Genomic DNA, 25,864 nt, shown 5'->3' with positions numbered 1-25,864 from the left:
CGGACTGCTCGGACAGCGCGAACTGCTCAGGACAGCTCGGACAGCTCGGACAGCTCAGGACGGCTCAGGAGTTGGTCAGCGGCAGCCCGGGCGGGTTGACCTGCGAGGTCGGCACCGCCTCGGTGGTCAGGTTCCAGGCCGTCAGCCACTTCTCGTAGTCCCCGTTGCTGATCAGGACGTTGATGGCGTCGGCGACCGGCTTGGCCAGGCCGCTGTCCTTCTTGGTGGTGGCGGCGATCAGGCCCTGCAGGGTGGCGCCGGCCCCGGAGTACTCGCCGGCGATGCGGGTCGGGGTCGGCGACTTCGCGGTCTGCGTCACCTGGTAGGCCACGCCGGGGTTGGGGCCGAGGTAGACGTCGATCTTGCCGGAGGTCAGCGCGAGCAGCGTGGAGTTGGCGTCCTGGTAGTACTTGACGCTGAAGTCCTGGCCCTCGGCGCGCAGCTTGGTCTGCCACTCCAGCAGGATCTTCTCCTGGTTGGTGCCCGAGCCCACGGCGATGGTCTTGCCGGCCAGCACGTGGTAGTCGCCGTTGAACTCCCAGGTGGTGCTCTTGAGCGCCTCGAAGCCCAGGTTGTCCTGCCGATAGCTGGCGAAGTCGTACTTCTCCTTGCGCTTCTCGGTGTCGGTGACGTTGGCGAAGGCGATGGCCTCCTTGCCGCTGTCGAGGCCGACGAACATGTTGTCCCAGGTGGCGTGGTCGAACGTGGGTTTGAGGCCGAGCACGCCGGCCACCAGCCGGGCCAGGTCCGGCTCGGAGCCGGTGAGGGTCTGCTGGTCGGAGCCGATGAAGTCCAGCGGCGGGGTGCCGGCCGGCAGGTCGCCGACCACGATCTTCAGCGTGCCGCTGTCGCGGATCGCGGCCGGCAGCTCGGCGCGGATCGCGTCCTGCTGGGCGACCATGATGTCGACGGGGTTCGCGGCGCCGTTGGACACCGCGCCGACGTGCACGACGGTCGAGCCGGCGGCGGCCGGGGCGCTGTCGGGCTTCTTGTCCGAGGACGAGGCGCCGCTGGAGCACGCGGAGGCGGACAGCAGGACTATGGCGGCGGCGGCCGGGGCGGCGAGCCGGAGGAGCTTGGCGGACATCGGTTTCTCCACGGGGGTGAATGGGGCGGTGGGGCGTCGGGGAACGGGGTTGTTCGCCCGGACTGTCGGAGAGAGCTGTCGGAGATCTGTCAGGGTTCTGTCAGGGAGCTGTCAAGCAGGGGGTCGGGAGAGCTGTCACAGCACCTTGCTGAGGAATTCGCGGGTCCGCGGGTGTTCGGGGTGGTCCAGGACCCGCCGCGGCGGACCCTGTTCGACGATCCGGCCGGCGTCCATGAACACGACGGTGTCGGCGGCCTCGCGGGCGAAGCCGATCTCGTGTGTGACCACGATCAGCGTCGTGCCGGTCCCGGCCAGGTCCTTCATCACGGCCAGCACCTCGCCGACCAGTTCCGGGTCCAGCGCCGAGGTCGGCTCGTCGAACAGGATCAGTCCGGGGCGCAGGGCCATCGCCCGCGCGATCGCCACCCGCTGCTGCTGCCCGCCGGACAGCCGGCCCGGGTAGGCGTCGAGCTTGTCGGCGAGTCCGACCAGGGTCAGCAGCTCCGCCGCGCGCTCGCGGGCCTCGGACTTGCTGGCCCGGCCGGTCGCGGCCGGCGCGGCTGCCACGTTCTCCAGCGCGGTGAGGTGCGGGAACAGGTTGAAGCTCTGGAAGACGAAGCCGATCTCGGCCCGCTGGGCCAGGATCGCGCGCTCGGGCAGTTCCCGGAAATGGTCCTTCTGCTGGCGCACGCCGATCAGCTCGCCGTTCACCCGGACATAGCCCGCGTCGGGCTTCTCCAAGTGGTTGATGGTCCGCAGCAGGGTGGACTTGCCGGCGCCGGAGGGACCGATGACGACCGTGACGTGCCCGGGGCACACGGTCAGGTCGACGCCGTCCAGGACCCGGTTCGCGCCGAACGACTTCGTCACGCCGCGGATCTCGACGGCGGCCGCGATGCCGGCGGGAACGGCATCGGTGACCGGGGCCGCGTCGGTGACCGGAACTGCATCCCTGATCGGGACCGCATCGGCCACGGGAATGGCGTCGGTGATCGGAACGGCGTCGGTGGTGGGCACGGCGTCGGCGGCCCCGGTGGCGGCGGTCATGGCCGCACCGCCGGGTTCAGCCGCCGCTCGACGAAGTGCTGGACGATCGAGACCAGGCTGGTCAGGATCACGTACCAGGCGGTCGCCACCAGCAGCAGCGGCACCACGTCGCCGGGATAGGTGCTGCTCATGGTCTGCACCTGGCCGAACAGGTCCAGCAGGGAGACGTAGAACACCAGCGAGGTGCCCTTGATCAGCCCGATCAGCTGGTTGACGTAGGCCGGGACGATCGCGCGCAGCGCCTGCGGCAGCACGATCCGGCGGAAGCGGTACCAGCGCGGCAGGCCGAGCGCGGCGGCCGCGGCGCGCTGGCCGTCGTCCACCGACAGGATGCCGCCGCGCACCACCTCGGCGGCGTAGGCGGCCTCGTTCAGGCTCAGCCCCACCGTGGCCACCACCAGCTCGGTGGCCAGCTTGTTCTCGTCGAAGTGGAACAGGCCGGGGCCGAACGGCACGCCGATGCTCAGCGTCTTGTACAGGGCGCTGAAGTTGAACAGGACCAGCAGCACCACGATCAGCGGCACCGAGCGGAACACCCAGATGTACAGCCAGCTGACGGTCCGCAGCACCGGGTTCGACGAGAGCCGGGCCACCGCCAGCACCACGCCGCCGAGCAGGCCCAGGACCGCCGACAGCGCCGTGACCTCCAGCGTCACCCACAGCCCGCGCACGATCACCGGCCGGGCGAACCAGTAGCCGAACCGGCCCCACTGGTAGAACGGGTTGGTCGCCAGCCCGTGCACGAACTGCGCGGCCAGCACCACCACGACGGCGGTGGCCAGCCACCGCCCGGGATGGCGCAGCGGCAGCACCCGCTGGGCGCTCAGGTCCGGTGGTGGCGCGCCGGCCGTGACGACCTCACCCGTCACGGCATCGACACTGGTCATGTCAGTCCTTCCCAGAACCATCAGCTATCTCAATTGTCCCTATCGGGGGGATAGGGATTAAAGCTGTTAGCATCCAGACGTGCAGATCTCGGCGAAAGCGGACTACGCGGTGCGGGTCATGTTGGAGTTGGCCGCCCACGGGCCCGAACTCGTGAAGTCGAACATCCTCATCGATCACCAGGGGCTGCCCCGCAAGTTCGTCGAGACGATCCTGGTGGACCTGCGCCGCGCCGACCTGATCCGCAGCCACCGCGGCGCCGACGGCGGCTACACGCTGGCCCGGCCGGCCTCGGCGATCTCGGTGGGGCAGATCGTCCGGGCCATCGACGGCCCGCTGGCCGAGGTGCGCGGCCTGCGCCCGGACGAGTGCGAGTACACCAACGCCGCCGCGCACCTGGCCGACGTCTGGGTGGCCGCCCGGGCCGCGCTGCGCAAGGTGCTGGACGAGACCAGCCTGGCGCACGTGCTGGCCGGCAAGCTCCCGGCGCACGTCCGGCGGATGGCCGAGTCGCCCGAGGCCTGGCTGCCCCGGTGACCCGGCCCACCCGCCGTCCGTCCACCGCCGGCGGCTACAGGTTCGGCGTCGGGTTGACCTGCGAGGACGCCAGCGCGGTGTCGGCCACCCCCCACTTGGCGAAGATCTTCGCGTAGCTGCCGTCGGCGATCAGGGCGTTGACGGCGTCGGACACCGCCTTGGCCAGCGGCGAGCCCTTGGCCACCACCACCCCGACCGGCGTGGAGCTGATCTGGCCCAGGAACTTGGTGTCCGGCACGTGCACGGCGTCGTACTTCAGGCTGAGCGTGGGCCCGAAGTAGATGTCGATCTTGCCGTTGCCCAGGCCCAGGAAGATCGGCGCGGAGTCGGCGAAGTACTGCACCTTGTAGGGGTCCTTGCCGGCCGCGGAGCACTTCGAGGCGCCGTCGGTGAGGATCTGCTGGAAGGTGGAGCCGGGGCTGGTGGCCACGTTGTAGCCGCACAGGTCGGTCAGCGTGGCGACCTTGTCCGTCTTGACGCTGGAGGCGCCCAGGAACGACTGGCCGTCGGTGAGGTAGGTGGCGAAGTCGACGATCTGCTCGCGCGCCTTGGTCACGCCGAAGTTGCCCCAGCCGACGTCGTACTTGCCGTTCTGGGTCCCCGGGATCAGGGTCTGGAACGTGCCGTACTGGGTGTCCCAGGTGACGCCGAGCTTCTTGGCTATCGCGTTGCGCAGGTCCACGTCCAGGCCGACCTCCTTGCCCGAGCCGTCGATGCCGGCGTGCGGCAGCCCGGACTGCCCGGTGGTCTTCGTCGTGCCCAGCAGCAGCGTGCCGCGCGCCGCGATGGCGGCCGGCAGCTCGGCCTTCAGCGCCGGATCGGCCTGCACCGCGGACACCACGTCCTCGGTCGGGATCGCGGTCGAGGCCGCGCCGGGAGTGGCGGAGCTGCCGGCGGCGGCGGCCGGGGCGCCGGCCGCGGCCGGCTTGCCGTCGGCCGGCCCGGCCTTGGACGCCGAGCCGCAGGCCCCGGCCAGGAGCACAGTGGCGGCGGCGAGCACGGCGAGGGGGACGGCGGCGAAGGTCGGTCGGCGACCGGGGCGCCCGAGGGTCGTCACGGGAATGGTCCTTTCAGGACTGCTACAAGGGGTGGTGGGACAGGTTGTGAAACGGGTTATAAAACAGCGGACAGGAAGGCCTGGGCCCGCTCGTTGCTCGGCCGGTCCAGCACGTCGGCCGGCGCACCGGACTCGACGATGCGCCCGGCGTCCAGGAAGACCGCGGTGTCGGCGACCTCGCGGGCGAATCCGATCTCGTGGGTGACGACGATCATCGTCATCCCGGTCCGCGCCAGGTCCCGGATGACCGCCAGCACCTCGCCGACCAGCTCCGGGTCCAGCGCCGAGGTCGGCTCGTCGAACAGCAGCAGCCGCGGCTCCATGGCCAGCGCGCGGGCGATGGCCACCCGCTGCTGCTGCCCGCCGGACAGCTCGCGCGGGTAGGCGCTCTCGCGCCCGGCCAGGCCGACCCGGGCCAGCAGGTCGCGGCCGCGCTCGGCGGCGGCGGCCTTGGCCAGGCCGCGCACCGCGACCGGGGCCTCGACCAGGTTCTCCAGGACGGTCAGGTGCGGGAACAGGTTGAACTGCTGGAAGACCATGCCGACCTGGGCCCGCTGCCGGGTGACGGCGCGGGAGGGGAGCTCGTGCAGCCGGCCCGCGTGGTGCCGGTAGCCGATGATCTCGCCGGCCACCTCCACGAACCCGGCGTCCGGCCGCTCCAGGTGGTTCACGCAGCGCAGCAGCGTCGACTTGCCGGAGCCGGAGGGCCCGAGCAGCACCGTCACCGAGCCCTCGGGGACGTCGAGGTCCACGCCGTCGAGCACGCGGTGCGTGCCGAAGCTCTTGCGCAGGCCCCGGATCCGGACCAGCGGGCGCGGCGTCCCGGCGGTCATGACGGGCTCCCGGCGGTGCGCGCGGTGCGGCCGAACAGCGGGAGGTTGTTCCGGAACAGGTCCCCGAAGCCGCCGCCCCGGCGGTTCGACCCGCGGGCGTAGCGGCGCTCCACGAAGTACTGCCCGATCGAGAGCAGCGTGGTCAGGATGATGTACCAGATGGTGGCCACCAGCAGCAGCGGGATGATCTGGAAGTTCTCGTTGTAGATGAGCTGCGCGGAGTACAGCAGGTCCTGGACCGCGATGACGCTGACCACCGAGGTCGCCTTCAGCATCCCGAGCAGCAGGTTCCCCGAGGCCGGGACGATCGCCGGCATCGCCTGCGGCAGCACCACGCGCCGGAAGATCCGGCGCTGGCGCAGGCCGAGCGCCTGCGCCGCCTCGACCTGGCCGGCCGGCACCGCCAGGATCCCGCCCCGGATGATCTCGGCGGACAGCGCCGCGACCTCCAGGCTCAGCGCCACGTAGGCCGCCAGCAGGCCGCTGAACAAGTGCGCGGTCTTGAAGGACGCGAACTCCGGGCCGAACGGGATGCCGAGCGACAGCCGCGGGTACAGCGAGGCCAGCTCGTACCAGAACAGCAGCTGGACCAGGACCGGCACCGAGCGGATCAGCCAGACGAACCCGAAACTCAGGCTCTTGAGGATCGGGTTCCGCGACAGCCGCGCGGCGGCCAGCCCGACGCCGAACACGTAGCCGGTGGCCAGGACGGCCCCGGTCAGCCAGACGGTGAGCTCCAGGCCGCGCACGATCGAGCTCTCGAAGAAGTAGCTGCGGACTTCCGGCCACTCGAAACGGTGGTTGGTGATCAGGGTGTTGACCAGCATCGCGGCCAGCACCAGCAGCACCGCGGCCGAGAGCCACTGCCCGGGCCGGCGCAGCGGGACCAGGCGGGCGGCCAGCAGCTGCTCGTCGGTCGGAGCGGCGGCGTTCGCGACTGTCGGCGCGGCTATCGGTGCGGCTGTCGGTGCGGCGGCGGTCGCGGCTATCGGCGCGGTGACGGCCGCAGTGGCGATGACGGGCTCGACAGCGGTCGCGGTGGCCGACTCAGTGGCGGTCGCGGTCGCGGTCGTGGTCGCACTGGCGGTCGCAGTGGCGGTCGTGGTCGCGGTGGCAGTCGCGGCAGCGGCGTCGGCCGGTGGAGCCGGGCGCGGGTCGGGCGCGGAGGGCGCGTCGGGTACTGCGGACGGCGGCGTGATCCGGTCGGATACGTCAGAGGTCATGGTGGATGCCTTCGATTACGCCGCGACGACGGCGGGCGCGCAGAAAACGGGAAGGGACGGCGGGGGTACCCGGTCAGCGGACCGGGGCGGCGCCGGAACACAGTGCGCTGTTGACGCGGAGCAGGTCGACATGGCGCCGCAGGACCCGGAGCCGGGAGTATCGAGCGTGCATCGCGGGTCACCTCGCCTTCGTGCGGACCGTCCGGATCTCCCCTGTCGAGATCATGTCTATCGGACAGGTGGAGTTTGGGTACGGTCCTCAGCATGCCAACAAAGACCGCTGATGCGTCAGCCCTGTCTCACGTTCTGGACAACCCGGGCCGCGCGTCCCTGCTCGGCCCGCATGCCCGCTTCGCCGAATCGGTCGGCGCCGTCCTGCGCTACCACCCCGAGGTCTCAGTGTTCGTGTCGCTGCCGCCGGATCCCGGCGAGCAGGACTGGCGGGACGCGGCCGAACTGCTCGGCCCCGGCGGCTTACTGCCCACCGGCGGCGACGCCCCCACGCCGCCCCCGGGCTGGGACCGGGTGCTGCACATCCCCGGCGTGCAGCTGGTCGACGAGAGCCTGCGGGCCGAACCCGACGCCGAGGCCGTGCGCCTGGGGCCCTCGGACGTGCCGGAGATGCTCGCGCTGGTCGAGCACGCCAAGCCCGGCCCGTTCCTGACGCGCACCGTCGAACTGGGCACCTACTTGGGGATCCGCCGCGAAGGCCGGCTGATAGCGATGGCCGGCGAGCGGCTGCACCCGCCGGGCTGGACCGAGATCAGCGCCGTGTGCACGCACGCCGACTTCCGCGGCCAGGGCCTGGCCACGCGGCTGGTCCGGGCGGTCGCGCACGGCATCCGCGAGCGCGGCGAGACGCCGTTCCTGCACACCGGCGCCGAGAACGTCAACGCCATCCGGCTCTACGAGTCGATCGGCTTCCGACTCCGGCGCACGGTCACCTTCGCCGCCTACCGGGTGCCGGACGAGCGCTGAACCCCGGGCGCGGGACCCGCGTCCGCCGAAGCCCGTCAAAGCCCGCCGAAGCCCGGCGCCGCGAACGCCGCACCGCGAACGCCGGGCTTCGCCACCGGCCCCGTCCACGTTCCGGCGCCGCACCGGTCCGTGATCCGAGACGGGTGCGGGCGATCTTCTTGACGTTCTCCGAACGTGCTCTACTATCCCCACTAGATCGATAGGGATTCTGCCGCGGGTGTCCGGCTTCGGGCCGCACCGGCGGCCCAGTTCGCGTCCCCCCGTGCCGTCAGAAAGCGATTCCGCGCATGTCTGTTGACCCCTTGCTGCATTTGGCCGTCGCTCTCGACGGCGCGGGCTGGCACCCGGCCGCCTGGCGCGCGCCGGACGCCCGCCCCCGGGAGCTGTTCCGGGCCCGGTACTGGGCGGATCTGGTGGCCGAGGCCGAGGCCGGGCTGCTGGACTTCGTGACCATCGAGGACTCCTTCGGGGTGCAGAGTTCGGCCTTCAACGAGGTCGACGACCGGATCGACCAGGTCCGGGGCCGGCTGGACGCGGTGCTGATCGCCGCGCGGGTGGCGCCGGTGACCGAGCGGATCGGCATCGTGCCGACCGCGGTGTCCACGCACACCGAGCCGTTCCACGTCTCCAAGGCGATCGCGTCGCTGGACTACGCGGCCACCGGCCGGGCCGGGCTGCGGGTGCAGCTGTCGGCGCGGCAGTACGAGTTCGCGCTGTTCGGCCGCCGGACCCAGCAGCCGATCAGCTTCGAGGACATCAACACCCCCGAGGTGCAGGCGCGGATGGCCGAGCACTTCACCGAGGCCGCCGACTACGTCGAGGTGGTGCGGCGGCTGTGGGACAGCTGGGAGGACGACGCGGAGATCCGCGACGCGGCCACCGGCCGGTTCGTCGACCGGGCCAAGCTGCACCACATCGACTTCGAGGGCGAATGGTTCGACGTGCGGGGCCCGTCGATCACGCCGCGTCCGCCGCAGGGCCAGCCGGTGGTGACCGCGCTGGGCCACGACACCATCCCCTACCGGCTCATCGCGCGCGCCGCCGACGTGGGGTTCATCACGCCCCACGACCGCGAGCAGGCGAGGGCGATCGTCGAGGAGATCCGCGCCGAGCAGGAGAGCGCGTGCCGCACGGCCGAGACGCTGCATGTGTTCGGCGACGTCGTGGTGTTCCTCGACGACACGGCGCAGGCCGCGCAGGAGCGCCGGGCGTGGCTGGACGAGCTGGCCGGGCAGGAGTACGCGAGCGATGCGTACATCTTCGCCGGCACCGCCTCGGAGCTGGCCGATCTGCTCGCCGACTGGCGGCACGCGGGGCTGAGCGGCTACCGGCTGCGGCCCGCGGCACTGCCGCACGATCTGGAGCAGATCACGCGCCGGCTGGTGCCCGAACTGCAGGCGCGCGGCCTGTTCCGCACCGCGTACGAGGCCACGACCCTGCGCGGCCACCTGGGCCTGCCCCGCCCCGTCAACCGCTACGCCGCCGACTCCGCCCTCGCGGCGGTGTGAGAAAGGCCCATGACCATGAGCAAGCCCATCAAGCAGATCCACCTCGCCGCGCACTTCCCCGGCGTGAACAACACCACGGTGTGGAGCGATCCGGCGGCCGGCAGCCACATCGAGTTCGAGTCCTTCAAGCGGTTCGCCCGGACCGCCGAGCGGGCCAAGTTCGACTTCTTGTTCCTGGCCGAGGGCCTGCGGCTGCGCGAGCAGGGCGGGAAGATCTACGACCTGGACGTGGTCGGGCGGCCCGACACCTTCACGGTGCTGACGGCGCTGGCCGCGGTGACCGAGCGGATCGGGCTGACCGGCACCATCAACTCGACGTTCAACGAGCCGTACGAGGTGGCGCGGCAGTTCGCGTCGCTGGACCACCTGTCCGACGGCCGGGCCGCGTGGAACGTGGTGACCTCGTGGGACGCGTTCACCGGTGAGAACTTCCGGCGCGGCGGCTACCTGGCCGCGGAGGACCGGTACGCCCGCGCCGAGACGTTCCTGCGCACCGCGTGGGAGCTGTTCGACTCCTGGGACGGCTACGAGATCGTCGCCGACAAGGAGTCCGGGGTCTTCCTGTCGGACCCCAGGGCCGGCACCTTCGAGCACCGGGACCGGCACTTCGACATCGCGGGCCGGTTCAACGTGCCGCGCTCGCCGCAGGGGCGGCCGGTGATCTTCCAGGCCGGGGACTCCGACGCCGGCCGGGAGTTCGCGGCCTCGGCCTCCGACGCCATCTTCGGGCGGCACAGCACGCTGGAGGCGGGCCAGGCCTTCTACTCCGACGTCAAGGGCCGGCTGGCCCGGTACGGGCGGGCGCACGAGGACCTGCTGATCCTGCCGGCGGCGACGTTCGTGCTCGGCGACACCGACGCCGAGGCGCAGGAGCTGGCGCACGAGGTGCGGCGGGCGCAGGTGAGCGGGCAGACCGCGATCAAGCACCTGGAGCAGCTGTGGAACCGGGACCTGAGCGGCTACGACCCGGACGGGCCGCTGCCGGAGATCGACCCGGACGTCTCCGGGGAGTCGATCAGCAAGGGCCGGGCCGCCGACCGGCTCTACCGGGACCGGATCGCGGTGGCGAACGAGTGGCGGGAGGAGGCGGCGGCGAAGAACCTGTCGATCCGGGAGTTGATGATCGAGAAGTCGGCTCCGCAGTCGTTCATCGGGTCGGCCGAGACCGTGGCCACCCGGATCGACGAGCTGGTGCAGGCCGACGCCGCCGACGGGTTCATCCTGGTGCCGCACATCACGCCCGGCGGCCTGGACGGGTTCGCCGACACGGTGGTGCCGATCCTGCAGGAGCGGGGGCGGTTCCGCACCGAGTACACGGGCACGACGCTGCGCGACCACCTCGGGCTGGGGCAGCCGCGCAGCGACCGGTATCCGGACCGGTCGGCGGCGGCGCGGAGCGCCGAGGCCGCTGAAGCCGCCGAGGCAGCGGCGGTTGCCCAGGACACCGAGGCCGCCGGGGCTGCGGCGGAGACAGCCGGGGCGGCGTCGTGAAGTTCCTGACCATATCCCTGATCGTCCACGCCCCGGACCCGACCACCGGCGTCCAGGTGTCGACGAACGAGCGGTTCCGGCAGGTGGTCGACGCCGCCGTGCTGGCCGAGGAGCTGGGATTCGACGGGTTCGGCGTGGGCGAGCGGCACGAGCGGCCGTTCATCTCCTCCTCGCCGACCGTCGTGCTCAGCCACATCGCGGCCCGGACCAGCCGGATCAAGCTGTTCACCGCGGTGACGACGCTGAGCCTGCTGGACCCGGTGCGGGCGTACGAGGACTACGCGACGCTCGACCACCTGTCCGGCGGCCGGCTGGAGCTGATCATCGGCAAGGGCAACGGTTCGGCGCAGCGGGAGCTGTTCCACGTGACGCCCGAGGACCAGTGGGACCGCAACGCCGAGTCCTACGAGCTGTTCCGGCGGATCTGGCGCGAGGACAAGGTGACGGCGTCGGCGCGGTTCCGGCCGGCGCTGAAGGACGCCGAGGTGTGGCCGCGGCCGTTCCAGCAGCCGATCCGGGTGTGGCACGGCAGCGCGACGTCGAAGGAGTCGGTGGACCTGGCGGCGCGCTACGGCGATCCGCTGTTCTCGGCCAATGTCACCAACCCGATCGAGCCGTACGCGGAGCTGATCCGGTACTACCGCGAGCGGTGGGCGTTCCACGGCCACGACCCGGCGCAGGCCGTGGTCGGGGCCGGGACGGCCGGGTTCTACACGGCCGCCACCTCGCAGGAGGCGCTGCGCGGGTTCGCCCCGGTGTTCGCCGGACACCTGGCGATGCACAAGCGGCTGGGCATCGAGCCGGTGTTCCCGACGCTGGAGGACTTCGTCGAGCGCAGCTCGGCGCTGATCGGCAGCCCGCAGCAGATCATTGAGAAGGTCCACCGGTACCACGAGCAGTTCGGGCACTCGGTGCTGCACCTGCAGGCCGAGCCCTCCGGCCTGAGCGAGGCGGAGCACCGGGCCTCGCTGGAGCGGTTCCAGGCGGAGGTCGCGCCGGAGCTGCGGCGGACCATTCCCGATCCGCCGTGGGGGTGGGACGCGCGGCCGCAGGACGCCGACAGCCTGTCCGGGTCCGGGGCCGGGGCCGGGGCCGATCCGGTGGCCGACGCGCGCGGTGTCTTCGTCGCGGACGCGCCGCCGGCGGCGCCCGGGTCCGGATCCGCCACCACTCCCACCGCGGCCCCTTCGGCGAACGCGCCGGAGCGGTCCGCCCAGCACCTCGTCCCATCCTCGCAAGGAGCCTGATCCGCCATGGCCAACACTCCGCTCGCCGTCCTCGACCTGGTCCCGGTCAGCTCCGGTTCCACCGCCTCGCAGGCCCTGCACAACAGCATCGACCTGGCCCGGCAGACCGAGAGCTTCGGCTACGCGCGCTACTGGTTCGCCGAGCACCACCTCAACCCCGGCGTGGCCGGCACCAGCCCGGCGGTCGTGCTGGCGCTGACCGCCGCCGCCACGTCCACCATCCGCCTGGGCTCCGGCGCGGTCCTGCTCGGGCACCGCACGGCGCTGTCCACCGTCGAGGAGTTCGGGCTGCTCGACGCCCTGTACCCGGGGCGGTTCGACCTCGGCCTCGGCCGCTCCGGCGGCGGCCGCGTACCGACCGCTGTCCGCGAGCCGGCGCTGGTCGGCCCGGCCTCCGCCGTCGTCGACGGCTACACGCCCAACGGGCTGCGGATCCCCGCGAAGTTCGACTTCACGCCGCTGCTGAAGTCGCCCCGGTTCGTGCTGCACAAGACCCTGCTCCAGCAGCCGGGCGCCGACACCCCGGACTACGTCGACCAGATCGCCGACATCCTGGCGCTGCTGGCCGGCACCTACGTCGACGGCAACGGCCAGGAGGCGCACGTGGTCCCCGGCGAGGGGGCCGACCTCCAGCTGTGGATCCTGGGCAGCAGCGGCGGGGCCAGCGCCGAGGTGGCCGGCGCCAACGGGCTGCGGTTCGCGACGAACTACCACGTCAGCCCGGCGACCGTGCTGGAGGCGGCCGAGGGCTACCGGGCCGCGTTCCGGGCCTCCGACGAGCTCGCCGCGCCGTATGTGAGCGTGTCCGCCGACGTGGTCGTCGCCGAGACCGAGGAGCAGGCGCGGGAGCTGGCCTCCGGGTACGGGCCGTGGGTGCGCAGCATCCGCACCGCCGAGGGCGCGATCCCGTTCCCGACGCCGGAGGAGGCGCGCGCCATCGAGTGGACGGCGGCGGACCGCGAACTGGTCGCCGACCGGGTCCAGACGCAGTTCGTCGGCACCGCGGCGCAGGTCGCCGACCAGCTGGAGATCCTGCGCGACGCGGTGGCCGCCGACGAGCTGATCGTCACCACCATCACGCACGACCACGCCGACCGGGTCGCCTCCTACCGGCTGCTCGCCGAGGAGTGGCGGCGCCGGGCGTGACCGGCACCGGGCCCGCGCCCCGCCGGGCCCGGCGCCGTGGCGGCCCGGTCCCGCGCCGGCTCGGGACCGTCGGCCGACAGGCCGGCGGTCCCACGGCGACGGACCGGTGCCGCCGGTCCGGCCCACCGTCCGGGCCGGACCCGATCAGCATGGAACAGGAGAACACCGTGACCCAGACCCCCGCGACTGTTGAGGCGGTCCGCTCCTCCAAGGAGCTCCGCCGCGTCTTCTCCGCCTTCCCGACCGGCGTGACCGCCGTCGCCGCCCTGGTCGACGGCCGCCCGGTGGGCCTGGCGGCCAACTCGTTCACCTCGGTGTCGCTGAGCCCGGTCCTGGTATCGGTGTGCGCCGACCTGAAGTCGGCCACCTGGCCGCTCCTGCGCGGCAGCGCCCGCCTGGGCATCAGCATCCTGGCGGCGCACCAGGAGCAGGTCTGCCGCCAGCTCTCGTCCAAGTCCGCCGACCGCTTCGCCGCTGTGGACTTCCGCGCCACGGCCGACGGAGCGGTCTTCGTCGAGGGCGCCAGCGCCTGGCTCGACTGCTCGATCCAGGACGTGTTCCCGGCCGGCGACCACGACATCATCGTGTTCCGCGTCCACGACCTCGACGACGATCCGGCGGTGGCGCCGCTGGTGTTCCACTCCAGCGGTTTCCGCAGCCTGGAGGGATGAGGCGCAGCGGCGCACCGGCGCCGCGAAGATCGCCACGGTGACCTGCCGCCGGTCGGGGCGGTCCATGCCGCACCAGTGCGGCATGGACCGCCCCGACCGGCGCTGCCATGCTGAAGAGGTGTCCGGATTCGGTCGGCCCGCCGCGGCGGGGCCGGGGGCGGATCTGCACCGGCGGATGGACCGGATCGTGGTGGGCGTGGTGGTGCTCGCCCGGGTCACGGTGCTGGGGATCGTGGTGCCGAGTGTCGCCGCCGGCGTGCAGCAGAACTCTTATACCAATGTCCTGATGGCTTCGGCGGCGTACGCGGCGGTCGCGCTGTTCGGGGCGCTGCTGATCGCGTTGGCGGTCCGGACGGTACGCAGACCTCTGCTGCCGGCGTGGGTGATGGCGGCCGACGTGGCGCTGCTGAGCACCGCCATGATCCTGCTGCCGCGCGCGGTGACCCCGCAGTATCTGACGGCGGCGCCGAATCCGGACCTGGAGCCGGTGATGGTGGTCGTCGGGGTGACGGTGGCGCTGGTGACCACGTCGGCCCGGTGGACGGCGGTCGCGTGCACGGTGCTGGGTGCGAGCTACGTGTTCGGGGTGGCGACGCGGATCCACACGACGTCCGGGGTGTGGTCGAGTCTGAGCCCGGCCCTGTGGATGTTCTCGACCGCCGGGTGCTGCGCGGTGTTCATCCGAGGGCTGCGCGCGACCGCGGACGCGGTGGAGACCGCGAACCGGCAGCTGATGGCGCAGCGCGAGCAGTTGGCCGCCGACCGCGCCGACGAGCAGGCCCGGCGCCGACACTTCCGTGAGCAGGTCCGACGCCATCGGGCCCTGCACGACGGACCGCTGCGGATCCTGACCGCGATCGCCGGGCCGGGGCCCTTGGGACACCACGACGAACGAGCCCGCCGACAGTGCGCGATCGCGGCCAATGTGCTGCGCGGCACGACGCCCGACGGTCCGCACGGGACGCTGACGGACCTGTCGCTGGCACTGGTCGAGGCGGCGGCGGACAGCGCGGCGGCGGGGCTGCGGGTGGAGTACCACTTCGCCGGGCTGCCGGACGACCTGCCCGAGGCGGTGGTCGGCGCGTTCGCGTCGGCGAGCGCGGAGGCACTGGCGAACGTCGCGGAACACGCGGGGGTGAGCCGCGCGCGGGTGACGGCGCTGGCGGGCAGCGGCATGCCTCATCAAGACCCTGATGCGACCGGCCGGCCGGCGGTCACCGTGGCGATCGTCGACCAGGGCAAGGGCTTCGACGACGCGGTCACGGAGCCGGGCTACGGCATCCGCAACAGCATCGTCGCGCCGATGCGGGAGGTCGGCGGCGACGCGGCGGTGGACAGCCATCCCGGGCAGGGGACGCGCGTGGACCTGCGGTGGCCGGCGTGAGCGGGACCGATGCCGCGAACGAGAGCGGCGGTGCCGGTACCGGCACCGGCACTCGTACCGGCACTGGCAGCGGCACCGGCGCCGGCGCCGGCGCCTCCGGCGGCGTGATCCGCGTCGCCGCCGTCGACAACGACCGCCTGGTCCCGGCCGCGCTCCGGGCGCTGCTCGCCGGCCATCCCGACCTCGCCCTGGTCCGGGCCTGCACCGGCGTCGCGGAGTACCTGGGCTCCGGCACCGCGGCCCGGGTGGTCCTGCTGGACCTGATGCTCGAGGACGGCAGCCTCCCCGCCGACAATGTCAGGGCCCTGTGCGGCGACGGGGCGTTGGTGCTGGTGCTGTCGGTCCACGGCGAGCGCCGCCACGTCCGGGCCACGATCCGCGCCGGCGCGTCCGGCTACCTGGTCAAGGACGACGACGCCGACAAGCTCGCCGACGCGATCCGCACCGTGCACGCCGGCGGTCTGGCCCTCACCACCGACCTGATCAGCCTGATCGCCGACGACCCGCCGGCCCTGTCCGAGCAGGAGCATCAGGCGCTGTTCCTCTACGGCACCGGCAGCACCCTGGCCGCGACCGCCCGCCGCATGGGCATCTCGATCTCGGCCGTCCGCTCCTACCTGGAGCGGATCCGGGCCAAGTGGGCCTGCGCCGACGAGCCGGTGGACGACGTCAGGGACCTGATCCACGAGTATCCGCCGGCGAGCCGTTTCCCGCGACCCGCCCGGGGATCGGGCGTTCCGCCCCCGGCTTCGCCGGACCCGTGACCGGCCCGGAAACCACGCTCCTCCCGCCCCGGCGACCGGACCGGCGCGCCGCCCGATCGCCGACTCCTGAGATGATCGATGACGCACCGCGCCCGCCGCAGGCGTGACCGGCGCGGCCGGTGTCGTCCACCGACTCCTCAGAACGGGATGCCAGCAGTGACCCTGACCGACGACCAGTCCCCGCCCGCACCGCCGATCCGGTTGGTCGACCTCAGAACCGCGCGAGCCGTCCACGGCGAGGCGGTGGACCGGATAGCCGCCCTGCTGACGCTCGGCGACCCGTTGGCCGACGCCGTGGTCGCCGAGCTGGCAAGCCTGGGCGCCGAGGGTCGGAGCGCCCTGGAGCAGGGGCTGGCCGAGGGGCTGGCCGCGGTGGAGGAGCCGCCGGCCGCCGTCGGCGCCCTGCTCGGCGATCTGGAGCAGCGGCCCGCCTGGACCGTCGACGGCGATCTGGCCGACGGCGACCGGGCCACGCAGGCGATTCCGCCGCCGTGGGACGTCGTCGCGTTCGCCGCGGTCTCGATGACGCACGTCTACGCCTCGCCGGCGATAGCCCGGCTGCTGGCCGGCACCGGGGAGCTGACCGCGGGCGCGAGCGCGGCGCGCCGGCTGGCCGCGACCGGGGCCTGGCGGTCGGCCGCGGTGCTGCCCGGCGGCCTGGAGCGCGGCGCGCCGGGGTACGTCGCGACCGTGCGGGTGCGGCTCATGCACGCCCGCGTCCGGGCCCAGGCGCTGCGCGACGGCTGGGACGTCCAGCAGTGGGGCGTCCCGATCAACCAGGCCGACCTGGCCCGGACCTGGCTGGCGTTCACGATCCTGCCGTTCCGGTGCCTGTCCGACGTCGTCGGGATCGGCCTCAGCGCGGCCGAGGAGCGCCATCTGTACCGGTACTGGCGCCACATCGGACGGCTGCTGGGGCTCGACGACTCGGTGATCGCGCCCATCGACGGCCACGACGAGGCGGCCCGGCTGCTGGACCTGCTCGACATGACGACCGGGCGCCCGGACGACAACAGCCGGGCCCTCACCGAGGCGCTGTTCGCGGTGACGTCCCACGCCCTGGCGCAGAACCCGGATCCGGCCCTGTCGCCGGCCGCGTGGCGCGACGTGCTCGGCGCGACGGCGCGGGCGTCCCTGGGCGACGAACTCGCCGACGGGCTGGGAATCCCGGCGGGCGCGGCCGACGACTTCCTGCCGCTGATCGCGCACGGCCAGGCCGCGGCGCGGCGGATCCAGCTGGCGAATCCAGAGGAGGCGGAGAAGGCGCGTCAACGGCACATCGCGATCCGGGCGGAGCGAAGCGCGTCCGGGCACTGAGAAAGCCGATAGCCGGCACCGCGCCGGAACGCAGCGGGAGGCGCGCCGCTCGGCGCGCCTCCCGTCACTGCTGTGGTGCTTGTCCTGCTGGTGATACCACGGTCTTGCCGTACGTCCGTACTGCGGTTCTCAGCCGTTGAAGCAGACGTTGCCGAACGCGTCGTCGAACGCACCCAGCACACTGATGGTGTTGCCGCAGAGGTTGAACGGGATGTTGATCGGGATCTGGATGACATTGCCGGACAGCAGGCCGGGGGAACCGACCGCGTATCCGACGGCGCCGGCGCCGTTGTCGGCGGAGGCGGTGGCGGCGGCGCCGAAGACGGACGCGGCCGTGAGGGCGAGGGCTGCGATTCTACGAACGATCATGTGCGGTAGCTTGCCGCCTGGCCGACGCGCGTCGGCGGCGGCGCGTCGGTGGTTTCACCCGATCGATGTATAGGTCTGATCTACCTATCACCGGTCCCGGTGTGCCGGCTCGGGATGAGATACTTCCTCTAAAGGTGATGGTTAGCATGCAGCATGCGACGTGTTCGGCGTTGCGGATCAGATGCCTGTCACGCCGTGCGCATCGCGAGGTAGTACGTCAGTGCCGTGAGAGATGGGCCGTCTGCGACCTGACCATCGGCAATGAATTTGATCACTTCGGCGATCGTGGCCCATTCGACGCGTGTTGATTCGCTGGCGTCAGGGGGTGGGCCGACCTGGGTGCAGTCGGTTGCGTGGAAGACGCTGAATCTCATGGTTGAGATGCCACTGAGAGCGTTGTAGCTGGTCAGTTCCGTAACCTTGCCGGGGCGCCAACCAGTCTCCTCCTCGATCTCTCGGCGGATCGCGTTCAAAGACTCTTCACCAGGGTCGGCCCAGCCTGCCGGGACCTCCCAACCCCAGGTGTCGGTGATGAAGCGGTGCCGCCAAAGTAGGAGGAAACGGTCGTCGTCGTCAGTCACCACGGCCGTTGTGGAAGGACGAGGCATTGTCAATACATGGTGTTCGATACGTCCAATGCCGGGGATCTCCACGTCATCAAGCCAGACGTTCACCCAATCGCTCGTATATACGGCTCGGCGTCCGTGGCTTCGCCAGCGCACTATCTAGCCCTCCAACATGGTGACCGGCTGGTTCGCCCGAACACGTTCGGTGAACCCTTGGACGGATCCTAGTTCGCGCCATGGCTGAAGTTCCGCCTTCAGCGAGCGGGCGCGGATGGTGATCGGTTGGACTATTGAGTGAGACGCAAGATCGAGCGCCGATTCGGCGATCCGGCAGGCTTCCTCGACCTCACCTGCATTGAGCAGGCAGGATGCAAGATCCAATGTCAGCAGCGCTCGGCCCTTGAGATCGGCGACGGAACGCTGCGCAAGGGCTTCGCTGATGATCCCCGCTGCGGCCTCGGGGCGGCCCATCAACAGGTTGCATGTTCCGGCGATTCCACTGAGCCGTGCCTGGTCGAAGAAATCGAGGCCGCTCGGTGGGGCGGTGGCCTGTTCCAGGCTCGGCGCGGCCTGCTCCAGACACCGTGTCGCCGCAGAAGCATCGCCGTTGGCTGCGTAGGCACGAGCGAGCTGGGCGCTGATCAAGGCATGGCGGCGCGGATTCGCCCCGCCCTGGGTGAACCGGGCCGCTGCGTTAAGGGCTTCGACAGCGATCAAGGGATCTCCCTCGAAGAACTGGCCGATGCTCTGCATGGTCAGAAGCCACGCGGTGTTGCACGCATCGGCGCGTCGTGCGCAGAGAGGAGGGTGTGGCCAGCGCTTCACGGACCCTGCCCGTCAGCTGGGGGATCATGGGCATGAGCTGGTCAGGGGGCGTGTAGGGGTAGCGCTGCGCAGTGTTCATCACCGCGTGCTCCATCACCTCGATGACCTCGGGGCTGATGGACGATCGGTTATGGCGTCGGCCAGTTCCCAAGGCTGGGTATCGAAGGTCGGCGTGTGTGTGGCGGCCGGGCCGGTCTCAGCCTCCCATGGTCGTGGTGCGAGTCCGAGCATGGCGCCGGGGATGCCGAGTCCGTCTGCGATCCGCTCGTAGACGGCGAAGCTCTCGATGAGGCGGCGGCCGTTGATGATCTCGCGGACGTGGTCGGTCTTGATCTCGGTCATGCGGGAGATCGCGGATCGGCTGAGCCCGTACCTCTCGGCCAGGGCGAAGACGGCGCCGATGTCGTGCGCCGTGCAGGCCGCGATGAACTCGGGGCGGGTGATCAGCGCCTCGGGGATTCGTGGATCACGCCCGTCTCTGCGCATCCAGCCTCTTGTCTCCGCTACGAAGTGTCCGCGAACTCTGGCCACTTGCAGGTAAAGCTACCCCGCCGAAGTGCCCCCGGGCGGGGGTTCATGCAGCTTTGACGTGGCGTGATCCTCGATGTCATGAGCGATGTGACGGAACAGCAAGAGCAAGATCAATCCCCTGACATTCCGGCTGGGATCGTGGCCCGGCTCGCGAAGCTGCCGGTCACGAACCCGAAAGGCGGGTTCGTGATGGACCGGGGCGGCGTGCAGCTGGCGATGGTCGATCGTGGCGACTGGGTCGCCGTCGATGGCCGGTGGCATCGGGTGTTGGTGTGCACAAGTGTCAACGGGTGGGTGTCGCTGGTTACCGATCCGGAGACGCATGGCATCTGTGCACACTTCTCGACCAGCGTCTTTCTGGCCCGGGTGATCTCTTGAGAGGCGGTGGCGGCGGTTCGCCCGTATGTGAAGGCGGCCGCGGCTCGCGCGTGGCCGCTCGGACTGAGGGACAGCAAGGTGACGACAGGCTGAGGCAGCCACGCTGCCTCGATTGTGCGCGCCGTGAGCTGGTCGCCGCGCGGACCGGCTGCCAGGCCGCATGCCGCGCAAGCGCCAGGCGGACCGGTGCGGCGCGCGCAGCGGCGCAGCCGCCCCCTTGAGCAAGCAAAAGAGAAGTTCCGTCGGGTCCCGCATCGCGTCGCATCACTTGGGCACGCAACACCTTTAAGGGAAGTCCCATCGACAACGCCCGCCGGTGCTCGTTGGTGGCCGTTGGTTCCCGCCGAAGCCCGCCGGTGCCCGCCAACGCCCGCCGAAGCCCCGGACCGGCGCCGGCATTGACCGTGCGCGCACGCCCTGCTACGTTCCGCTTAAATACGAACCCTGAGGTTGTCTCAGGTCCGCCCGGGACGCTCTGACACCCGGTCGGACCAGGCAGTTCAGCCGCCAGGGGGCGTATTCCCCAGTGCCGTCGAGCGTCTCGACGGCGCCCGCCGGGCTGCCCGGAGCACAGCGCGCACCATCCGGCCCACCGTCGTGCCGGCCGGTCGGCGCGCCGGCTGCGGCAGTCCCCGACGTCGCCACCGGACCGCACCGCCGCCGGGCTCCCCGGCGCCGGCGAACGCCCGCCGCCTGATCGCGGCCGGCGGCATCGCGCCCCCGCCCCAGGCGCGATGCCGCGTCCTTCCGCCCTTCCGCTCGGGGTTCCGGGCCGGTCCACGGCGCCACAGCGAACTCGTCACCGCACCACGGCCCGGCCACCGGCCGCGCCGCCCCACAGTCCGCGTGTCCCGGAGGACATCAGTGACAGCTCGTCGTATCAGGCTTCTGCTTTCCATGCTCGCCGCCCTGCTGCTGGCCGCCGCCGTGCCGGCGCTGGCCGCCCCGGCCGCCTCCGCCCAGGGCCCGGTGGCCCACCCGATGTTCGTGCGCGGCCACGCCGCCGACGGGCTGGTCCAGCCGGCGGCGACGCCGGCCGGCTACGGCCCGGCCGATCTGCAGTCGGCCTACAAGCTGCCGTCCTCGACGGCCGGCACCGGGCAGACCGTCGCGATCGTCGACGCCTACAACGACCCGACCGCCGAGGCCGACCTGGGCGTGTACCGGGCCCAGTACGGGCTGCCGGCCTGCACCACCGCCAACGGCTGCTTCAAGAAGGTGAACCAGACCGGCGGCACCAGCTACCCGGCGACCGACGCCGGCTGGGCCACCGAGATCTCGCTGGACCTGGACATGGTCTCGGCGATCTGCCCCAAGTGCCACATCCTGCTGGTCGAGGCCTCCTCGGCCTCGTACGCCAACCTGGGCCAGGCGGTCAACGAGGCGGCGGCGCTGCACGCCAACGCCATCTCCAACAGCTACGGCGGCGGCGACGTCTCCGACGCCTCGGCGCCGTACTACAACCACCCGGGCATAGCCGTCACCGCCAGCTCCGGCGACAGCGGCTACGGCGTGCAGTTCCCGGCGTCCTCGCACTACGTCACCGCGGTCGGCGGCACCACCTTGACCAAGGCCTCGAACAGCCGCGGCTGGACCGAGACCGCCTGGTCCGGCGCCGGGTCCGGCTGCTCGACCCTGAACGCCGTGCTCACCGGCCAGGCGAGCTTCGGCACCGGCTGCGCCAAGCGGGCCGAGGCCGACGTCTCGGCGGTCGCCAACCCGAGCACCGGCGTGGCGGTCTACGACTCCACCCCCTACGGCGGCAGCAGCGGCTGGCAGGTCTACGGCGGCACCTCGGTGGCCTCCCCGATCATCGCCTCGGTCTTCGCGCTGGCCGGCAACGCCGCGAGCATCAACAACAACTACCCCTACACCCACTCCACGTCCTTCTTCGACGTGACCTCGGGGTCCAACGGCAGCTGCAGCCCGACCCAGCTGTGCCACGCCCGCGTGGGCTGGGACGGTCCCACCGGCCTGGGCACGCCGAACGGCGTCGGCGGGTTCTGATACCCGCGGCGGCGGCGATGAAGGGCGCCGCCGCCGCATGCGTGGTCACCCACGCGGGAACAACCGGCGCGGCCACCTGCTCCAGGTGGCCGCGCCCTCGCCGGTCGGTACCGCAGCCGACCCGCCGGCCGGTACCGCGCTCAGCCCTCCGGGCCGCCGACGAACCAGGGCTCTGAGGCGCCGTCGAAGAACCGCTCCAGCACCTCGGAGTGCCGCTTGGGCAGCGGGGGCAGGTCCGCGCGCGCGAACCAGCGCACGTCCCGCGACTCGTCGTCGTTGACCCGGGCCCGGCCGCCGACGGCCGAGCACAGGAACGTGGTGTCCAGGAAGACCGCCCGGTCCCCGTTGGGGAACGTCTTCGACGGCTCGGCCTCGACCGACAGCAGGCGCTCGACCCGCACCCGGACCCCGGTCTCCTCCAGCACCTCGCGCCGGATCCCGTGGGCCGGCTGCTCCCCCGGGTCCAGGATGCCGGTGATCAGCGTCCAGCTGTCGTCGTCGGCGCGGCGCACCGTGAGGATCCGCCGCCGATCGTCCACGACCAGGCCGGTGACGCCGGGCAGCCAGAGCTCGTCGTGACCGATCTTCTCGCGCAGCGCGAGGATGAAATCCGGGGTGGGCATGGTCGAGATCCTATGCGGGCTCCGGCCCGTTCCCTTGTCCGACCCTTGAGCTGCCGAAAGGGTTCTTCAGTCCCTTGACAGCGCTATGGTCTAGTCCAATCATGTGCTCGGCGGCTCCGGAACCGTCCCCCTTCCGACGTCCAAAGGAGCACATCATGAGCCTGTTCAGTATCAGGCGGCGTATACGCGAGCGCCCGCCGAACCGCCGTGTCAGCGCCCGCGTGCGAGCACTGCTGGGCGCGGTGGCGCTGACCGCCGCCGCGATCGGCGGCGTCGGCGTGGTCGCCGCGCAGCAGGCCCGGGCCGACGGTACCGGCTCGCTGCCGACCTGTCCGTTCTGGACCACCGTCACCCCGCCGCCGCGCTCGGACACCCCGTGGGTGCCGCCGTCGCAGACCGCGCAGCCGGTGAACTTCTCCGCGCGGCTGGCCGCCCCCCGCGGCGTGACCGGCACCCTGACCGGCGGCCAGGTGAACATCACCTTCAACCGCGTCGCCGGGGCGCAGGCCTACCGGGTGTGGCGCAACGGCCAGGCCATCGCCTGGGTCTCGGACTGGGGCCAGACGACGCTCACCGCCGTCGACAACGCCCCGTGTCAGAACGCTTATTACTCCTTCGAGTCGATGAGCGCGCAGAGCGGCGCCGACTCCACCCTGGGCGACCTGTCCGCGCCCTACCAGCTGAACTCCGCCGGCTCGGTGGTGCCCTGGCAGGTCCCGGTCGGCAGCACCATGACCATGATGGTGACCTCCTACAACGACGGCGGCGGCACCGCCTCCGGCTACAACGCCCAGCTCGGGGTGTGCGCCGTCGACCCGCGGGTGATCCCCTGGGGCACGTACTTCACCGTGCCCGGCTACGGCACCTGCTACGCCGGCGACATCGGCACCTGGATCCAGAACAACACCGTCGACGTCTGGCTGCCCGGCACCCAGGCCGACGGCTGGGGCGTGCAGCACCGCACGATCACCATCATCGCCAACCCGTACGAGGCGCCGATCCCGCCGAACCCGCCGAGCAGCCCGAGCAGCTCCGGCGGCAGCCCGACCAGCTACCCGCCGTCGAGCCCGACCACCACCCCCGGCGGCGGCTCGCCCACCTCGACGACCGGCTGCACGCTCCCGGCCTGGAGCTCCACCCAGGTCTACACCGGCGGCAACAAGGTCAGCTACGGGCAGCACAACTGGACCGCCAAGTGGTGGACCCAGGGCGACGTCCCCGGCAACAACTCCCAGAACGTCTGGACCGACAACGGCTCATGCTGACGGCCGTAGGAAGAAGTCTGATGCGCATCCTCCCCCGCCGGCGGTCCCTCCCGATCGCCGCCCTCGCCGCCGGCGCCCTGGTCGGCGTGGGGCTGAGCCTGGCCCCCCCGACCGCCTCCGCGGCCACCCCCACCCTGCCCACCGCGGTCTTCACCAAGACCTCCGACTGGGGCAGCGGGTTCGAGGCGCAGTACGTGATCACCAACCCGATGACGGTCCCGCTCAACACCTGGGCGCTGCAGTTCACCCTGCCCACCACCGAGCGGATCACCAGCATGTGGGGCGGCACCGACACCGCCAGCGGCACCACCCACAACGTCGTGGCCCAGTCCTACGACAAGGTGATCGCCGCCGGAGCCTCCATCACCATCGGCTTCGACGCGACCTACTCGGGCACCTTCACCGCCCCGTCGGCCTGCCAGCTCAACAACAACCCCTGCGACGGCACCGGCGACACCCAACCGCCCACCGCCCCGACCGGCCTGACGGTACTGAGCACCACCGCCACCGCGGCCTCCCTGTCCTGGACCGGCTCCACGGACAACGTCTCCGTGGCCGGCTACAAGGTCTACTCCGGCAGCACCGTCGTGGCGACCTCCCCCGGCACCGCCGCCACCGTGACCGGCCTGACCCCCTCCACCTCCTACTCCTTCACCGTCCGCGCCTACGACGTGGCCGGCAACCTGTCCGCACCCAGCCCCGCGGTCACCGCCACCACCGGCACCGACACCGGCGGCGGCCACCTGCCCGGCGTAGCAGCACCCTTCGTCGACATCGGCGCCTGGCCGACCCCCAACCTGACCCAGATCGCCGAAACCACCGGCCTGCGCCAGTTCTCCCTCGGCTTCATCGTCAACGGCACCGCGAAGTGCACCCCCAGCTGGTTCAACGCCTTCGCCATGACCGCCGGCTTCGAACAGGACGACATCACCACCCTGCGCGCCATAGGCGGCGACGTGAAGCCCTCCTTCGGCGGCGAAGCAGGCACCGAACTCGCCCAATCCTGCACCGACGTCCCCACCCTGACCACCGCCTACCAATCCGCCATCACCGCCTACAACCTCACCCAGATCGACTTCGACATCGAAGGCTCCGCCGTAGCCGACCCGGCCTCCATAGACCGCCGCTCCCAGGCGATAGCCGCCCTCCAACACACCGCCACCACCGCCGGCAAACAACTCACCGTCACCCTCACCCTCCCCATCCTCCCCTCCGGCCTCACCACCGACGGCCTCTACGTAGTGAAGTCAGCAGTGAAGTACGGCGCCAAAATCACCCTGGTCAACGGCATGGCCATGGACTTCGGCGACATAGAGGCCCCCAACCCCAGCGGCCAAATGGGCAAGTACGCGATCCAAACCGCCCAATCCCTGTTCACCCAACTGACGCCCCTCTACCCAGCCCTGACAGCACCCCAGGTCTGGAACATGATCGGCGTAACCCCCATGATCGGCCAGAACGACAACTCCTCAGAAGTCTTCTACCAAACCGACATGCAACAACTCCTGACCTTCGCCCGCCAGCAACACCTCGGCGAACTAGCCTTCTGGGACGCCACCCGCGACGGCAACGCCTGCACAGGCTCCCTCGCAAAGTGCACGGACATCCCCCAGACGCCATACGAGTTCTCAAAGATCATCGCCCCCTACCAGGGCTGAGCAAGGCAAAACAACAGGGGCCCGCTTCGGCGGGCCTCTGGCTTTGGGCGCAACGAGCAGCGGCAGCCAGCAGGACTGGTCGGCATCACGACCAATCGCCTCGCCACTTCCACAACTGGCGGCGGCCAGCAGAACCAATCGGCATCGCAACCGGGCGCCCCGCCACCATCAGAACCGGCAGCGGCCAACAGAACTGGCCAGCATCACGACCGATCGCCTCGCCACCTCCACAACCGGCAGCGGCCAACGAAACCGGCCATCATCTCAACCAGCCGCCCCGCTTTTGACTTTTGCTTTGCCCCAAAGTTAGGTCTTCGGTTCCGGTCTTTCCGTCGCTTCGGCGGGCGCAGCCAATCGCGCCGCCCAGGCGGTGTCAAGGCTCGCATCAGCCAGGGCACGGCACCCAAAGGGTCGCCTTGATACCGCCTGGGCGGTGTGATTCCTTCAGGCGACGATGCGACGGAAAG

Annotated in this window: 25 protein-coding genes; 14 read left to right on the top strand and 11 right to left on the bottom strand. The window is 71.3% G+C overall.

Translation table 11 applies throughout. From position 1 onward, the window contains the following. Positions 1-64 precede the first annotated feature (64 nt). The 3 genes from ABD481_RS29665 to ABD481_RS29655 all read right to left on the bottom strand — a co-directional run bounded on the left by ABD481_RS29665 (position 65) and on the right by ABD481_RS29655 (position 3,021). On the bottom strand, positions 65-1,087 hold the full coding sequence (locus tag ABD481_RS29665) for a transporter substrate-binding domain-containing protein (RefSeq protein ID WP_344669090.1): 1,023 nt from the start codon (positions 1,085-1,087) through the stop codon (positions 65-67). A gap of 135 nt (positions 1,088-1,222) precedes the next feature. Continuing rightward, positions 1,223-2,134 (bottom strand): amino acid ABC transporter ATP-binding protein, encoded by a 912-nt coding sequence (locus tag ABD481_RS29660; RefSeq protein WP_344669089.1) that lies wholly within the window; start codon positions 2,132-2,134, stop codon positions 1,223-1,225. After that, positions 2,131-3,021: an amino acid ABC transporter permease gene (locus tag ABD481_RS29655; protein ID WP_344669088.1), complete on the bottom strand. Its 891-nt coding sequence runs from the start codon at positions 3,019-3,021 to the stop codon at positions 2,131-2,133. Before ABD481_RS29655 ends, ABD481_RS29660 begins: the two co-directional genes overlap by 4 nt. 79 nt (positions 3,022-3,100) lie before the next feature. Here ABD481_RS29655 and ABD481_RS29650 point away from each other — a divergent pair, with 79 nt between their 5' ends. Beyond that, positions 3,101-3,556 (top strand): RrF2 family transcriptional regulator, encoded by a 456-nt coding sequence (locus ABD481_RS29650; RefSeq protein WP_344669087.1) that lies wholly within the window; start codon positions 3,101-3,103, stop codon positions 3,554-3,556. A gap of 34 nt (positions 3,557-3,590) precedes the next feature. On the opposite strand, the gene ABD481_RS29645 is transcribed toward ABD481_RS29650, so the two are convergent. Genes ABD481_RS29645 through ABD481_RS29635 form a run of 3 tightly spaced genes read right to left on the bottom strand, consistent with a single transcriptional unit; the run spans position 3,591 to position 6,399 of the window. Beyond that, positions 3,591-4,613 carry a transporter substrate-binding domain-containing protein gene (locus ABD481_RS29645; RefSeq protein ID WP_344669086.1) on the bottom strand — a complete coding sequence of 341 codons (1,023 nt, stop codon included), beginning with the start codon at positions 4,611-4,613 and terminating at the stop codon, positions 3,591-3,593. Between the two features lie 56 nt (positions 4,614-4,669). Beyond that, complete coding sequence (locus ABD481_RS29640) at positions 4,670-5,446, bottom strand: amino acid ABC transporter ATP-binding protein (RefSeq protein WP_344669085.1); 777 nt, start codon at positions 5,444-5,446, stop codon at positions 4,670-4,672. Then, the gene (locus ABD481_RS29635; protein WP_344669146.1) at positions 5,443-6,399 is read right to left on the bottom strand and encodes an amino acid ABC transporter permease; all 957 of its coding nucleotides are present in this window, start codon (positions 6,397-6,399) and stop codon (positions 5,443-5,445) included. Before ABD481_RS29635 ends, ABD481_RS29640 begins: the two co-directional genes overlap by 4 nt. Before the next feature lie 534 nt (positions 6,400-6,933). On the opposite strand from ABD481_RS29635, the gene ABD481_RS29630 reads away from it, so the two are divergent. The 9 genes from ABD481_RS29630 (at position 6,934) to ABD481_RS29590 (ending at position 17,175) form a co-directional block, all read left to right on the top strand. After that, the gene (locus tag ABD481_RS29630) at positions 6,934-7,647 is read left to right on the top strand and encodes a GNAT family N-acetyltransferase (RefSeq protein WP_344669084.1); all 714 of its coding nucleotides are present in this window, start codon (positions 6,934-6,936) and stop codon (positions 7,645-7,647) included. Positions 7,648-7,934: 287 nt separating this feature from the next. Beyond that, entirely contained in the window at positions 7,935-9,155 is a 1,221-nt protein-coding gene (locus tag ABD481_RS29625; protein WP_344669083.1) for an LLM class flavin-dependent oxidoreductase, read from the top strand. 15 nt (positions 9,156-9,170) lie between these two features. Further along, positions 9,171-10,646, top strand: a complete 1,476-nt coding sequence (locus ABD481_RS29620; protein ID WP_344669082.1) for an NtaA/DmoA family FMN-dependent monooxygenase — start codon at positions 9,171-9,173, stop codon at positions 10,644-10,646. Beyond that, positions 10,643-11,893: an LLM class flavin-dependent oxidoreductase gene (locus ABD481_RS29615; RefSeq protein WP_344669081.1), complete on the top strand. Its 1,251-nt coding sequence runs from the start codon at positions 10,643-10,645 to the stop codon at positions 11,891-11,893. Before ABD481_RS29620 ends, ABD481_RS29615 begins: the two co-directional genes overlap by 4 nt. A gap of 6 nt (positions 11,894-11,899) precedes the next feature. Next, positions 11,900-13,039 (top strand): LLM class flavin-dependent oxidoreductase, encoded by a 1,140-nt coding sequence (locus tag ABD481_RS29610; RefSeq protein ID WP_344669080.1) that lies wholly within the window; start codon positions 11,900-11,902, stop codon positions 13,037-13,039. Between the two features lie 167 nt (positions 13,040-13,206). After that, positions 13,207-13,710, top strand: a complete 504-nt coding sequence (locus tag ABD481_RS29605; RefSeq protein WP_344669079.1) for a flavin reductase family protein — start codon at positions 13,207-13,209, stop codon at positions 13,708-13,710. 118 nt (positions 13,711-13,828) lie between these two features. Beyond that, positions 13,829-15,094: a sensor histidine kinase gene (locus ABD481_RS29600; RefSeq protein ID WP_344669078.1), complete on the top strand. Its 1,266-nt coding sequence runs from the start codon at positions 13,829-13,831 to the stop codon at positions 15,092-15,094. Continuing rightward, positions 15,091-15,858, top strand: a complete 768-nt coding sequence (locus ABD481_RS29595; RefSeq protein WP_344669077.1) for a response regulator transcription factor — start codon at positions 15,091-15,093, stop codon at positions 15,856-15,858. Before ABD481_RS29600 ends, ABD481_RS29595 begins: the two co-directional genes overlap by 4 nt. 156 nt (positions 15,859-16,014) lie before the next feature. Continuing rightward, entirely contained in the window at positions 16,015-17,175 is a 1,161-nt protein-coding gene (locus tag ABD481_RS29590) for an oxygenase MpaB family protein (protein ID WP_344669076.1), read from the top strand. 129 nt (positions 17,176-17,304) lie between these two features. Here ABD481_RS29590 and ABD481_RS29585 read toward each other — a convergent pair whose 3' ends face one another. The 4 genes from ABD481_RS29585 to ABD481_RS29570 all read right to left on the bottom strand — a co-directional run bounded on the left by ABD481_RS29585 (position 17,305) and on the right by ABD481_RS29570 (position 19,421). Further along, on the bottom strand, positions 17,305-17,544 hold the full coding sequence (locus ABD481_RS29585; protein WP_344669075.1) for a chaplin: 240 nt from the start codon (positions 17,542-17,544) through the stop codon (positions 17,305-17,307). Between the two features lie 188 nt (positions 17,545-17,732). Then, the gene (locus ABD481_RS29580; protein ID WP_344669074.1) at positions 17,733-18,218 is read right to left on the bottom strand and encodes an NUDIX hydrolase; all 486 of its coding nucleotides are present in this window, start codon (positions 18,216-18,218) and stop codon (positions 17,733-17,735) included. Between the two features lie 51 nt (positions 18,219-18,269). Further along, positions 18,270-18,935, bottom strand: coding sequence for an NsdA family TPR-like regulatory protein (locus ABD481_RS29575; protein ID WP_486323366.1), 666 nt, complete (start codon positions 18,933-18,935; stop codon positions 18,270-18,272). A 93-nt stretch (positions 18,936-19,028) separates the two neighbouring features. Beyond that, a complete protein-coding gene (locus ABD481_RS29570; RefSeq protein WP_344669072.1) occupies positions 19,029-19,421 on the bottom strand; it encodes a helix-turn-helix domain-containing protein in 393 nt (130 codons plus the stop codon). 123 nt (positions 19,422-19,544) lie between these two features. On the opposite strand from ABD481_RS29570, the gene ABD481_RS29565 reads away from it, so the two are divergent. Then, on the top strand, positions 19,545-19,844 hold the full coding sequence (locus ABD481_RS29565; protein ID WP_344669071.1) for a hypothetical protein: 300 nt from the start codon (positions 19,545-19,547) through the stop codon (positions 19,842-19,844). A gap of 897 nt (positions 19,845-20,741) precedes the next feature. Next, entirely contained in the window at positions 20,742-21,851 is a 1,110-nt protein-coding gene (locus ABD481_RS29560; protein WP_344669070.1) for a S53 family peptidase, read from the top strand. A gap of 140 nt (positions 21,852-21,991) precedes the next feature. Here the strand turns inward: ABD481_RS29560 and ABD481_RS29555 are convergent, their stop codons facing one another. Next, complete coding sequence (locus tag ABD481_RS29555; protein ID WP_344669069.1) at positions 21,992-22,474, bottom strand: NUDIX hydrolase; 483 nt, start codon at positions 22,472-22,474, stop codon at positions 21,992-21,994. Positions 22,475-22,629: 155 nt separating this feature from the next. Between ABD481_RS29555 and ABD481_RS29550 the strand changes: the two genes are divergently transcribed. Both ABD481_RS29550 and ABD481_RS29545 read left to right on the top strand, forming a co-directional pair. Continuing rightward, a complete protein-coding gene (locus tag ABD481_RS29550) occupies positions 22,630-23,739 on the top strand; it encodes a 3D domain-containing protein (protein WP_344669068.1) in 1,110 nt (369 codons plus the stop codon). A gap of 20 nt (positions 23,740-23,759) precedes the next feature. After that, entirely contained in the window at positions 23,760-25,397 is a 1,638-nt protein-coding gene (locus tag ABD481_RS29545) for a cellulose binding domain-containing protein (RefSeq protein WP_344669067.1), read from the top strand. The last annotated feature ends 467 nt before the right edge of the window (positions 25,398-25,864 follow it).

This window comes from Catenulispora yoronensis, assembly GCF_039531695.1.
GTDB lineage: Bacteria > Actinomycetota > Actinomycetes > Streptomycetales > Catenulisporaceae > Catenulispora > Catenulispora yoronensis.
Note: the sequence above shows the minus strand (reverse complement) of the source record. Positions and strands in the feature narration are given on the sequence as shown.